The sequence below is a fragment of the Hymenobacter properus genome (genome assembly GCF_015694735.1).
In the GTDB taxonomy this organism is placed as follows: Bacteria; Bacteroidota; Bacteroidia; order Cytophagales; family Hymenobacteraceae; genus Hymenobacter; species Hymenobacter properus.
The window spans coordinates 813,807-826,813 of the sequence record NZ_JADQDP010000001.1 but is presented as its reverse complement, the minus strand read 5'-3'; the positions used below and the strand labels follow the sequence as shown (position 1 = coordinate 826,813).

9 protein-coding genes are annotated in these 13,007 nt (G+C 62.2%); 7 read left to right on the top strand and 2 right to left on the bottom strand.

The genetic code is table 11. The annotated features are described in order from the left end of the window. Positions 1 to 46 precede the first annotated feature (46 nt). Positions 47 to 856 (top strand): SDR family oxidoreductase, encoded by an 810-nt coding sequence (locus I2I01_RS03610; protein ID WP_196285045.1) that lies wholly within the window; start codon positions 47 to 49, stop codon positions 854 to 856. Positions 857 to 1,056: 200 nt separating this feature from the next. On the opposite strand, the gene I2I01_RS03605 is transcribed toward I2I01_RS03610, so the two are convergent. After that, a complete protein-coding gene (locus I2I01_RS03605; protein WP_196285044.1) occupies positions 1,057 to 2,790 on the bottom strand; it encodes a S8 family peptidase in 1,734 nt (577 codons plus the stop codon). A gap of 172 nt (positions 2,791 to 2,962) precedes the next feature. Here I2I01_RS03605 and I2I01_RS03600 point away from each other — a divergent pair, with 172 nt between their 5' ends. The 6 genes from I2I01_RS03600 to I2I01_RS03575 all read left to right on the top strand — a co-directional run bounded on the left by I2I01_RS03600 (position 2,963) and on the right by I2I01_RS03575 (position 11,851). Further along, positions 2,963 to 3,757: a DUF3667 domain-containing protein gene (locus I2I01_RS03600; protein ID WP_196285043.1), complete on the top strand. Its 795-nt coding sequence runs from the start codon at positions 2,963 to 2,965 to the stop codon at positions 3,755 to 3,757. A gap of 57 nt (positions 3,758 to 3,814) precedes the next feature. Next, positions 3,815 to 6,469, top strand: a complete 2,655-nt coding sequence (locus I2I01_RS03595) for a PIG-L family deacetylase (RefSeq protein WP_196285042.1) — start codon at positions 3,815 to 3,817, stop codon at positions 6,467 to 6,469. 229 nt (positions 6,470 to 6,698) lie between these two features. Beyond that, positions 6,699 to 8,075 carry an aspartate kinase gene (locus I2I01_RS03590; protein WP_196285041.1) on the top strand — a complete coding sequence of 459 codons (1,377 nt, stop codon included), beginning with the start codon at positions 6,699 to 6,701 and terminating at the stop codon, positions 8,073 to 8,075. Between the two features lie 106 nt (positions 8,076 to 8,181). Next, positions 8,182 to 8,823 carry a phosphatase PAP2 family protein gene (locus tag I2I01_RS03585; protein ID WP_196285040.1) on the top strand — a complete coding sequence of 214 codons (642 nt, stop codon included), beginning with the start codon at positions 8,182 to 8,184 and terminating at the stop codon, positions 8,821 to 8,823. Positions 8,824 to 8,911: 88 nt separating this feature from the next. After that, positions 8,912 to 9,805, top strand: a complete 894-nt coding sequence (locus I2I01_RS03580) for a glycerophosphodiester phosphodiesterase (RefSeq protein ID WP_196285039.1) — start codon at positions 8,912 to 8,914, stop codon at positions 9,803 to 9,805. Between the two features lie 75 nt (positions 9,806 to 9,880). Further along, positions 9,881 to 11,851: a CocE/NonD family hydrolase gene (locus tag I2I01_RS03575; RefSeq protein ID WP_196285038.1), complete on the top strand. Its 1,971-nt coding sequence runs from the start codon at positions 9,881 to 9,883 to the stop codon at positions 11,849 to 11,851. Between the two features lie 193 nt (positions 11,852 to 12,044). Here the strand turns inward: I2I01_RS03575 and I2I01_RS03570 are convergent, their stop codons facing one another. After that, a complete protein-coding gene (locus I2I01_RS03570; protein WP_196285037.1) occupies positions 12,045 to 12,938 on the bottom strand; it encodes a DUF2911 domain-containing protein in 894 nt (297 codons plus the stop codon). Between the last annotated feature and the right edge of the window lie 69 nt (positions 12,939 to 13,007).

Below are 13,007 nucleotides of genomic sequence, written 5' to 3'. Positions count from 1 at the left end.
CTTTCGCTTTTGCCTTTCACGGCCCACTGGGCCCATTTTTAAAACCATGCCTTCTCCTACTGTTCTCATCACCGGCGGCACCTCGGGCATTGGCCGGGCCTGCGCGCTGGCCTTCGGCCGGGCCGGCTACCAGGTGGCCATCACGGGCCGCGACGAAACCAAGCTGGCCGAAACCGCCCAGGCCCTGGCCGCCGCCGGCGTGGCCCACCTCACTGTGCGCGCCGACGTGGGCGACGAAGCCGCCGCCGAGCGGGCCGTGCAGGAAACCGTGGCCCGCTTCGGCGGCCTCGATGTGCTGCTCAACAACGCCGGCATCAGCATGCGCGCCCGCTTCCAGGACGCCGACCTCGAAGTCATCAAGCGCCTCATGCAAACCAACTTCTTCGGCACCGTTTTCAGCACCAAGTTTGCCCTGCCGCACTTGCTCAAGAGCAAGGGCACGGTGGTGGGCATCAGCAGCATTGCGGGCTACCGGGGCCTGCCGGGCCGCACGGGCTACTCGGCCTCGAAGTTTGCCATGAACGGTTTCCTCGAAGCTCTGCGCACCGAGCTGCTCGACCAAGGCGTGAACGTGCTCACGGCCGCGCCTGGCTTCACCGCCTCCAACATCCGCAACACGGCCCTGGCCGCCGATGGCTCGGCCCAGGGCGAGAGCCCGCGCGACGAGGGCGCCATGATGAGCAGCGAAGCCGTAGCCGATGAAATCCTGCGCGCCGTGCAGCAGCGCAAGCGCACGCTCGTGCTCACGGGCCAGGGCAAGCTGGTGGTATTCCTGAACAAGTGGCTGCCGGGCCTCAGCGATAAGCTGGTGCTAAACCACTTCCGCAAGGAGGAAAAGGGCGTGGATGTGGGGTAGGAACTGCCCGGCAGCGCAACCTCACCCCCGGCCCCTCTCCATGGGGAGAGGGGAGCCATGGCACAGCTCAGTGACACCTCTTGCAAGAGCAGAGCACTTAATAAAAAAGCAAAAAGCCCCGACTCGTACTCGAGCCGGGGCTTTTCATTGAATTCCGTCAGGCTCCCCTCTCCCCGTGGAGAGGGGCCGGGGGTGAGGTTTTACATTGCCGCTTTCTGCGCCAGCTTCACGGCCTCGTACATATCCACTACGCCGCCAGTTACCGAAAGCGTTGAGAAATCGGCCGTCTTCTCGGTGCCGGGCACGCTCACTTGCGTGTGGTGCACCTGGGCCGACTGCATGATGATGCGCTTCAAATCGGCAGCCGTGAGCTTGGGAAAGTAGGACTTGAGCACGGCCGCCACACCGGCCGTCACGGGCGAGGCCATGCTGGTGCCGCTTTCGTTGCCGAAGGTGCTGCCGGGCAGGGTGCTGAAAATTGCGACGCCGGGCGCAAACACGTCCACCGCCTTTTTGCTGTAGTTGGAGAAATCGGCGGGCAGGGCGGCGTTGTCCTTCGGGCCCGAGGCGCCCACGGTGAGCAGGTTGGGCACCGTGGCTTTATTCATATAGAAGGAGGCCGGGTAGTTGTCGCTCACGTCGAGATTCTGGTTCTCGTTGCCGGCGGCGTGCACCAGCAGCACGTTCTTGGCGGCAGCGTACTTGAAAGCGGCCTCCACGGCGGCGCGCTGGGGCGAAAACTCCTTGCCGAAGCTCATGTTGATGATGCTGGCGCCGTTATCCACGGCGTAGCGAATGGCGTTGGCAATGTCTTTGTCGCGCTCGTCGCCGTCGGGCACGGCGCGCACCGTCATGATGCGCACCGGGGCGGGGGCCAGGCCCTGCACGCCGAGGTTGTTGTCGCGCACGGCGGCGATGATGCCCGACACGTGGGTGCCGTGCATGGGGTCGGGGCCGTGCAGGTCGTTGTTGCCGTAGTAGCGCTGGGTTACGTCGTCAGGGTTATCCTTCACGATGTCGGCCCGCGGGTTGAAATTCAGGTTGAGCGAATTATCCAGCAGGCTGCGCTCCTGCTTCATGCCCTCGTTGAGCTGGGTGAGCAACGCGTCGGCGTCGGCCGCACCGGTCTGTCGCATCATTTCCAGCATGCCCCCGATGGCGCGCTTCAGGTTGGGGTCGTCGGGGTTGGCGCTCTTCAGGGCCACGGTGTCCAGCTTCTCGGTGCCGAGGGCCTGCTTCATGGCCGCCACCATCTGGGTGAGAGGGCCGGCCATGCTTTCCACTTCCTTGTTGCGCTCGGTTTCTTCGGCCAGGCGTTTTTTGTAGGCCTTCTCGGCTTTTTGATACAGGGCGTAGTCGGCCTTTTCAGTTGGCTTTACCGTGGCGGCGGTTTTGCCCTTGAAGCGCACGCGGCCGGCGGCCACAATACGGGTCATTTCCAGGGTTTCGGCGTTCACGTTGCGGCCGTCGGGGCCGCCCAGGAAGTTCCAGCCGTGCACGTCGTCGATGTAGCCATTCTTGTCGTCGTCGATGCCGTTGCCGGGAATCTCCTTGGAGTTGGTCCATAAAATCGGCTTCAGGTCGACGTGAGCCGTGTCGATGCCCGAGTCGATGACGGCCACCACGATGGGCGTGGGCGTCAGGTTCTTCAGCAGCTCGGCGTAGGTGCGGGTGGCGCCCACGCCGGGCACCTTGTCCAGTTCGGGGTCTTTGAGGTACCACTGGGCGGCACTCTGGTCGCCGATGGGGGCGGGCTTGGCCGGGGCCGGGGTTTCGGGAGCCACCGGCGTGGCCGCCGGGGCTGGGGTGGGCACGCTCACGGCGGTGCTGGCCACAGCGCCACTGGCCTGGGGCCGGCGCGCACACGAAGAAAACAGCGTAGCGGCGAGCAGCAGTGGCACCGACACGCGGGGGAAATTCAAGCTTGACGTCATAGGAGAGTAAAAACGCCGCGCGGCAGGGCGGCCGGATATTGGAAAGCGCGAAGGTAGGCCGGCTAATGCTAGCGCGAACTTGACAGTTTGCCCTTGGCTAAAGCTAAAGACGTGCCCGGCGGCTCAATGTTGCGCGGCCGGCACTTCGGGGCGCCGCCCTTTATTTGTGTCTATGTCCGACGCCCTCCACGCTCCCGATGCCGCGTGCCTGAATTGCGGCCACGCCCTGGCGCTGCCCGGCTGCTTCTGCCCGCAGTGCGGGCAGGCGCCGGCCCACCGCCTGAGCACGGCCCACGTGCTGCACGAAATCCTGCACGTGTTCACCCACGCCGACAAAGGAATTTTTGCCTTCATCCCCCAGGTGCTGCTGCATCCGGGCGCACTGGTGGCCGACTACCTGGCCGGCCGCCGCAAGCGCCACTTCAACCCGTTTCAGTTTCTGCTGCTGCTGGTGGGTTTCGTGACGCTGCTGGCCAAGCGGCTGCATTATTACGATGCCGTGGGCGACTACGTCCTGCACCTGATGCGGGCGCGGCACGTGCCGCCGGTGCTGCTGGCGCGGGTGGCCACTTACTTCCACGGCCTGGGTACCTACTTCAACGTATGGTGGCTGGCCCTGCTGCCGCTGCACGCACTGGTAGCATGGGCCGTGTACGGCCGTCGCCCGGTCCGGCTCAATTACGCCGAGTCGGTGCTGGTGCAGGTGGTGGTGGGCTGTGCTTTTCAGCTGTGGCTGCTGGTGGCCCTGCCGTTGCTCATGCTCCTCGGCCGGTTTCCGGGGGCCAGCACGGCTTATCTGCAGGGCGCGGTGACGGTAGCTTACCTGGTGCTAGTGGGCCGGCGCGGCCTGGGCCTGAGTTGGCCGGGGGCCTTGTGGCGGGCGGTGCTCGCGGGGGCGCTGGCCGGGGCCATCAACTATTATATCAATTCGGCCGCGTTCGGGTGGTACGTCTTTGGGCAGCACTAGCCCGCTGGCAGCCCTCCACACCTGATAACTTCGCGCCCTCAATCCGGTTTCCCGCGCATGATTCGCTCCCTCCGCCCGCTCGCTGCGGCCCTGCTACTGCTCACTGTTAACTGTTCACTGCTAACTGAGACCAAGGCCCAAACGCCCAAAACCTACACCTCCTACGAAATCCTGCTGGGTCTCAAGAAGCTCAACGTGCTGGGCTCGGTGATGTACATCGCCGCCCACCCCGACGACGAAAACACCCGCCTCATCGCCTACATGGCCAACGAGCGCCTGCTCGAAACCAGCTACCTGAGCTGCACCCGAGGCGACGGCGGCCAGAACCTCATCGGCCCCGAGCTGCGCGAGGGCCTCGGCGTGATTCGCACGCAGGAGCTGCTGGCGGCCCGGCGCCTCGACGGCGGCCGGCAGTTCTTCACCCGCGCCAACGACTTCGGCTTCTCGAAAACCTCCGACGAAACTTTTAAAATCTGGGACAAGGAGCAGGTGCTCGCCGACATGGTGTGGGTCATCCGCCAACGCCGGCCCGACGTGCTCATCACCCGATTCCCGCCCGACGCCCGCGCCGGCCACGGCCACCACCAGGCCAGCGCCATCCTCGCCGCCGAAGCCTTCGATGCCGCCGGCGACCCCAAACGTTTCCCCGAACAGCTGCAATACGTGCAAGCCTGGCAGCCCAAGCGGCTATTCTGGAACACCGGCAGCTTCTTCGTGAAACCCGGCGAAAACATGGACGGCTACCTCAAGCTCGATGCTGGCGGCTACAACCCCCTACTGGGCCAGAGCTACGGCGAAATCGCGGCCCGCAGCCGCAGCAACCACCGCAGCCAGGGCTTCGGCTCGGCCGCCCAGCGGGGCGAGGCGCTGGAGTATTTCCAGCCCGTGAAAGGCGAGAAAGCCAGCAAAGACCTGTTCGAAGGCGTGGACCAGACTTGGAACCGGGTATCGCACGGCGCGGCCGTGGGCAAGCTCATTGAGGAGGTGGTTCGGAAGTATGATGCGAGCAACCCCAGCGCCAGCGTGGCGGGGCTGCTGAAGGTGCGGGAGTTAATGATTAAGCCTGGAATGTTTGTTCAAGACTACTCTTCTTCTGTGTTTTATGTCGAAAAGCGTAAGGAAGTGGAGGAATTAATTAAGGCTTGCCTTGGCCTTCATTTGGAAGCTACAGCTTCCGCAGCATCTGTTGCACCACGCCAGCCGCTGCAACTCACAGTAGAGGCGTTAAATCGGTCTGGGATTCCCGTTTCTATTACTGGAGTATATGGGGATGGATTAAGCCTTGACACAACTGTTGTGTTGGCGCCCGGGAAAAACTTGAGCCTGAAGCGCACAGTTAACCAATCTTCTTTGCGAGAAACATCCCAGCCTTATTGGCTAAACCAGCCCGGAACTGTAGGCATGTATTCCGTTCCGGAAACGCTTAGCGTGCCCTCGGGAACTGATGCAGCGATTATGTTGGCCACATCAAAAAAAGGTGACAGCAAATTGCCAGCTGACGAGCCTGTTGGAAGCTTTGGCGTTGTTTTTTCGAGGCAGAAGCTCATTGGCATGCCTGAAAATCCGTCAAGTTTTGGTACTTGTTTCGTAGTAAGTGTGTTAGGAAACAAGCTTTATTATGCTGTCCCCGTCCAATACAAGCACACCGACCCTGTGCTCGGCGAGCTGTACCAGCCGCTGGCCGTGGTGCCGCCCGTGGCCGTGAACCTGCCCGCCGCCCGCGCCTACGTCTTCACCAAGCAAATGCTCAGCGACGGATGGGGTAAAACCGTTCCTGTCACGCTACGGGCAGGGCGTGCTGGAGTGAGCGGTAATCTGGTTTTGAATCTGCCCGCTGGCTGGCGTTGCGAGCCCACGTCTGTGCCCTTTCGCTTGACTGCCAAAGACGAAGAACTGACTGTAAACTTTAAAGTTCAGCCGGTAAACGCCCCGGCTGGCAAAACGGAGCTACGCGCTGTTGCTACCGTCGACGGTCAAGCCTATTCGCGCGGTATACAAACTATTCAATACCCCCACATCCCTACCCAGACGCTGTTCCCCGAAGCTGTAGCTCCGCTGGTAAATCTTGACCTGGTACGCGGTAAAGCTCAGAACGTGGCCTACCTCATGGGCGCCGGCGACGAAGTGCCCGAGGCCCTGCGCCAGGTGGGCTACAACGTGACCCTACTCAAGCCCGAAGACCTCACCGCCGCCCGCCTCAAGCAGTACGACGCCCTGGTGGTCGGCATCCGCGCCTACAACACCGTGGACCGCCTCAAAACCCAGCAGCCCGAAATCCTCAAATACATCGAGCAGGGCGGCAATGTGGTGGTGCAATACGTGGTGAACCGCGGCACCGTGCTGCCCGAAATCGGCCCCTACCCAATGACCCTCAGCACCGACCGCGTGACCGTGGAAGACGCCCCGGTGACCCTCTCGAAACACCAGCTACTGGCCGCGCCCAATAAAATCACCGAGCAGGATTTTAAAGGCTGGGTACAGGAGCAGGGCCTTTACTACCCCTCAAAATGGGACCCGAAATACCAGACCGTCATTTCGAGTTCCGACCCCGGCGAGGCCCCCAAGGAAAGCGCCATCCTCGTCACCGACTACGGCAAGGGCCACTACATCTACACCGGCCTTTCACTGTTTCGGGAGCTGCCGGCCGGCGTGCCGGGCGCGTATCGGCTGATTACGAACATGATTTCCTACGGCAAGGAGCCGGCGCAGTAAGAGCTTTTAATTCGAGCTGTTAGCTCTTTAGAAGAACGTCATGCAGAGCGCCAGCGGAGCATCTCGCGTGCGGCAGTAATCCAATCAAAAGGATTGCTACTGCACACGAGATGCTCCGCTGGCGCTCTGCATGACGTTCTTTTGCATAAATATTACATCTGCGTTCGCGCCGCCGTGGCACCCCTTCTCCCTTTGGAGAGGGGCCAGGGGGTGAGTCGCCCGTTAGCCCATGCTCACAGTTGAAAAAATCGGCGGTACCTCAATGACCGCCTTCACCCACGTCCTCGATAACATCATCTTCCACAAGCGTGAAGGTGCGCAGCTCTACAACCGCATTTTCGTGGTATCGGCTTACGCCAACGTTACCAACTGGCTGCTCGAGAACAAAAAAACCGGCGAGCCCGGCGTGTACCACCGCATCACCCAGCAGCAGGAGTTTCGCTCGGCGCTGCAGCTGGTGGCCGAAAAGCTTAAGGAGCTGAACAAGAACTACGAGCCCCTGGGCCTCGACCTAGCCGTGGCCGATGCCTTCATTCAGCAGCGCGTTGACCAGGCCCAGGTGTACCTCGACAGCCTCGTGAACGTGCTGGCCTCGGGCTACGTGAACAGCGCCAACATCCTGCAGGCGGCCCGCGAAATCCTGGCTTCGATAGGGGAGGCCCACTCGGCCTTCAACGCGGTGAACATTCTGCAAAACCGCGGCGTGCACGCCACCCTGGTCGACCTCAGCGGTTTCGACGATGCGCAGGCCCTCACCATCGACGAGCGAATTCGGCAGGCGTTTGCCGACATTGATTTCCTGAAAACCATCTGCATCGCCACCGGCTACACCAAGGGCACCGAGGGCATCATGCGCGAGTTCGACCGAGGCTATTCTGAGGTAACATTCAGCAAGATAGCCGTGGCCGTGCACCCGCAGGAGGCCATCATTCACAAGGAATACCACCTCAGCTCGGCCGACCCCAACCTGGTGGGCGTAGACCAGGTGCGGCCCATTGGTTTTACCAACTACGACGTGGCCGACCAGCTGGCCGACGTGGGCATGGAGGCCATTCACCCCAAGGCTTCGAAGCCGCTGGAGATAAACGCCATCAACCTCCGTATCAAAAACACCTTCGAACCCGACCACCCCGGCACGCTCATCACCCGGGATTTCGTGTCGAAGGACAAGCACATCGAAGTCATCACCGGCGCCGACAAAGTCACCATCATCGACATTCACGACCCCTTGATGGTGGGTGCCGCTGGCTTCGACTTGCACCTGATGCAGGTGTTTTTCGACCTCGGGGTGAGCTACATTTTCAAGGCCACCAGCGCCAACAGCATCACGCTGCTCATTTGGGAAAAAGACCTCAAGCCTCAGCTCGTGGCCGCCCTCGAAGCCAAGTATGAGAACGTGACTGTGCAGCCCGCCGCTCTAGTCTGCCTCATCGGCTCCAACATCGATGAGCCTGGCCTGCTGGCCCGCGCCGCCCGCGCCCTGGCCGACTCGGGCATCAACATCCGCAGCGCCGGCTTTGCCCTGCGCAAGGTAAACATCCAGTTCATCGTGGGTCGCGAGGACTACCAAACCGCCATTGTAGCCCTGAACCAGGCGCTGGGGTAAGGTTGAGTTAAAAGTTAGGAGTTGATGAGTTAAGAGTTGGCCTCGACTGCTCACCGCTACCGCCCTGCAACTCTTAACTCATCACTCCTAACTCTTAACTTTTTTCATGACCCTTCGCCAGTTTCTCCTGTTCACGGCCGTCACGCTGCCCGGCTGCGTGTTGCTGATTTTGTTTCTCGACCAGCCCATTACCCTGTTCGTGCACCGGTACACGGGCTGGGCCGTGCCGTTTTTCTCAGCCTATACCGCAGGAGCCGATACAACTTACGATGCGGCGGTGAGTGCCCGTGTGCTGGGTTTGCCAGCGCTGTATGTGGCCTTGCTGCTGCTGTTTGTGCTGGGCCGCTGGGTGCTGAAACGTAGTTGGGGTACGCTGGCCCTCGTGGTGCTGCTCACCCACATTGCCAGCCAGGGCAGCTCCAACGTGCTGAAAGGCACGGTGCACCGGCTGCGGCCGGAGGTGCTGTTCAGCGGAGGCTACCCGGGCACCGGACTGTGGGCCACGGGCCCGCACAACGACTCTTTTCCGTCGACGCACACGGCCATCTATTTCAGCTTGTTCTGGCCGCTGGCGTTGGCGTTTCCGCGTTGGCGGGTGCCGCTGCTGGTGCTGCCTGGGCTCATCATGCTGGGGCGGCTGGTGATGGGCGCGCACTATCCCTCCGATGTGTGGTTCTCGGCCTGGCTGGTGGTGGCTTACACCTTTCTGTTTGGGCTCCTGGGAAAGCCCCGGCCAGCGGCGCGCTAGCGCGCCACTGCTTGGCGCCCTGGCCCTACAACTCTGCGGCCCCGTGGCCGTTCTGTCCACAACCGGCGCGTGCCGGTTTTGCTTCTGCATGAAAAATTACCGATTACGCTTTGCCACCTTCCTGGCACTTTCGCTGCTGCTGACCCTGGCCGCCTGCACCGCCACCAAGCCGGCCATCAATCCCAAGCTGGTGGTTCTGGGGCACGCCGGCTCTGGTTTTTTTACGCCCATTAGCCCCTTCAACTTCCGGCCTCCGAGCAGTTGGCGCGGCATCCGACACGCCCTGAAGCTGGGCGCCGACGGTGTGGAAATCGACCTGCAGCTCAGCCGCGACAGCGTGGTGATGCTCTACCACGACCAAAAGCTGGAGAACATCAGCACCGGCCAAGGCTGCGTGAGCCAGCGCACCGCCGCCGAGCTCACGCAGCTGCGCTACCGGGGCGGCTTTCCTTACGACCTGCTTCAGAAGGAGCGGCCTGTCACGTTCGATACCCTATTGGCGCGGCTCAATCGCCGCGCCAGCTTTCCTTTTCTGCACCTCGACCTGCACGAAGACGACCAGTGCCTGCCGCCGGGCCAGCAGCGCGGGCAATCGGCCGCCATTCTCCGCCAGATAGCCCGCAGCCTTGCCCGCTACCACGTGCCGCCCGAAAAAATGCTGCTCATCACCCAGGAGGAAACCACCATTCCGCTGGCCCGCGCCATTCTTCCCAGAGTGCGCGTGGGGCTCGAAATTGCCTCGGCTGAATTTGACAAGGGCCTGCGTCTGGCCCGCGCCCAACGGGTGCACACCGTGGTGCTCGACGCCGACCGCGTGACGCCCGACCAGGCCGCGCAGGCCCACGCTGCGGGGCTGGCCGTGGTGGTGTTCGGGGGCCGTTCGGGCAAGGACATTGCCCGTGTGCTCGCCACCCAGCCCGATGAAGTGGAGGTCGACAACACCAAGCGCCTGCTCATCATGCAAGGGCGGCGCAAAAAATAGGAGCCGGCCGGGCCCGAACGTGAGGCGCTTCGAGTGAGTCGACTACCTTCGCCGCTCACGAAATCTGTGCTCCGCATGAAACCAACATTGCTGCTCACCGCGCTGCTTAGCTCAGCCCTCGCGGTGCCGGCCCTGGCCCAGCTGCCCGGGCCCGTATACCCACTGTGGTCGGAAGGCGAAAAAGCCCGCTACGCCACCATTCTGGCCGATACGGGCTACATTCAGCAGCATTACAAAAAGTCGGAATTTCAGGTAGCAATGCGCGACGGCGTGAAGCTCTACACCATTGTGTACGCGCCGAATGATGCCGACAAGGTGCGCTACCCCATCATGCTCAACCGCACGCCCTACGCCATTGGGCCCTACAAGTCGGCCAGCATGAAGAAGAACTTGGGGCCGAGCAGCGAGATGATGCACGAGGGCTACATCTTTGTGTATCAGGACGTGCGCGGGCGCTACATGAGCGAGGGCCAGTTTGTGGATGTGCGCCCCGAAAAGGAAGCCCATAAAGGCAAAACCGACGTGGACGAAGGCACCGACACCTTCGACACCATCGAGTGGCTGCTAAAAGGCAAAGGCGCCCCCAAAAACAACGGCCGCGTGGGCCAGTGGGGTATCAGCTACCCCGGCTACTACACCGCCACCGGCCTGCTGGCCCGCCACCCGGCCCTCAAAGCTGCCTCGCCCCAGGCGCCCATTGCCGACTGGTTTTGGGATGACTTCCACCACAACGGCGCGTTTTTTCTGCCGCACGCCTTCAACTTCCTGGCCAGCTTTGGCCTGCCCCGGCCGCAGCCTACGCCCACCGGCAACCCTGCCTTCAAGCACGGCACCCCCGATGGCTACGACTTCTTTATGAAGATGGGCCCGTTGAAAAACGCCGACGCCCGCTACTACAAGGGCCAGGTGGGTTTCTGGAACGACCTAGTCGAGCACCCCAACTACGACGACTTCTGGCGGGCCCGCGACCTGCGCCCCCACCTCAAAAATCTGCAGCCCGGCACCGCCGTGCTCACCGTGGGCGGCTTCAACGACGCCGAGGACCTGTTCGGTGCTCTACACATCTACAGCGCCATCGAAAAGCAGAACCCCGGCCTCAATAACAAGCTAGTAATGGGCCCTTGGGTGCACGGCGGCTGGGCCCGCGGCTCGGGCGAACTGGTGGGCAACGTGGCCTACGGCGACGCGCCCTCCTTTTATTACCAAAAGGAAATCGAAGCCAAATTTTTCAAGTCGTATCTGAAAGACGGCAAGCCCGCCGACCTGCCCGAGGCCACCGTCTTCGAGGGCGGCACCAACAAATGGCGCACCTTCGAAGCCTGGCCGCCCAAGGCTGCGCAAAGCCGCACGCTCTACTTCCGGCAGGCCGGCGGCCTCAGCTTCAGCCCGCCCACCGACGGCACCAATGAGCGCCGCCGGGGAGATGTCAACTTCGAGTACGACCAGTTTCTGAGCGACCCGGCCCACCCCGTGCCCTTCACCGAGGCCACCGCCACGGGCATGACCCGCGAGTACATGACCGACGACCAGCGCTTCGCCAGCCGCCGCCCCGACGTGCTCACCTACCAAACCGATGTCCTCACCGCCCCGCTCACCCTGGCCGGCCCCATCGAGGCCCTGCTGCAAGTAGCCACCACCGGCACCGACGCCGACTGGGTTGTCAAAATCATCGACGTATACCCCGACAACACCCCCGACAACCCACGCCTCAACCCCAGCGTGCACCTCGGCGGCTACCAGCAAATGGTGCGCTCCGAGGTGATGCGCGGCCGCTTCCGCAACAGCTTTAGCAAGCCCGAGCCCTTCACGCCCGGGCAAGTTACCGCCGTCCCCTTCACTGTGCAGGACCTCATGCACACCTTCCAGCCCGGCCACCGCCTCATGGTGCAGGTGCAAAGCACCTGGTTCCCCCTCGTCGACCGCAACCCGCAGAAGTACGTCGGTAACATTTTCAAAGCCGACGAGACTGATTTCCAGACCGCTACGCACCGGCTGTACCACGCGCCGGGCCAAGCCTCACAGCTGGTGCTGAAGGTACTAGAGTAGCGCGGAGTCCGTCGCCTGTCATTGCGAGCGCAGCGAAGCAATCCGTCCTGTCAATACCACACACTTCAATGAAACGAAAAGCCCCGGCACTGCGCAGTGCCGGGGCTTTTTATTGCCTTTTTCACATTAGAAGGCTGTTTGCTAAGGGCAGGACGGATGGCTTTGACTCCGCCTGGCAATGACAGGCGAAAACCTACTTGCCCATCTTCTTTGCTTCAGCAATCAATTCCTCGTCCATCTTCACGTAGTCGCCGTTCGGCGGCGTGGCGGCCAAGGCGGCTTTCTTAGAAGCTTCAGCAGCCGTCACAGCGCCTTTGTAGTCCTTCATTTTCAGACGGATTTTGGCTTCCGTGTTCAGGTTCCAGTACTTGGTGGGTTCGGCGGCGTTGGCCTTCTCCATCCAGGTCAGGGCCTGCTTCAGGTCTTTGTTGTTGTCGTAGTAGTACACGGCGGCGGCGGCCAGGTCGCCGGGCGTGGGCGTGGCGGCTTTGATGACTTTCTCGTCAATCTGAGCCATCACTTTGCTTTCCACATCGGCCATGATTTTAAACTTGGCACCGGTGTTTTCCCACTCCATGGCCACGTTGGCGGTGGCGGGCGTCAGGTCGGTGAAGGCAATGGTGAAGGATTCCACCTTGTTGGCCACCTTATAGGGCTTGACGGTGAAGCGGGCCACGTCCTGGTCGTCCTTGAAGCCGTCCACGTCAGCGCCCTGCTTGAGGCTCTTGTTCAGCACCACAGTCCACTCACCGGGGCGGGGCACGGTGTAAATGCCGTACTCGCCGGCGGGCACCTTTTTGCCCTCAATGGTCACGTCGTCCGAAAACTTGATGCTGGTGGTGGCGTTGGCGCCGGTGCGCCAGCGTTTGCCGTTGGGCACCAGCGAGTTGTCGCTGCCGAAAATGCTGCGGCCCTTGGCGCTGGGGCGCGAGTACACAATGGTCACATCGGTGAGGCCGATGCGCTGCGTGATGGTGCTTTGGGGGCTGGCGGCGGGCGTGCGGATTTGGGCGTGGGCGGCCGGGGCGGCCAGCAGGGTAGCCGCGGCTACGACGGCGACGGAGAAACTTGCGAAGTGCTTGCTCATGGAGTTGAGAAAGGATAAAGGGAGTTATTGTGGGGCTAAAAGTACGAAACCCGCGCTTGGGGCGCGGGT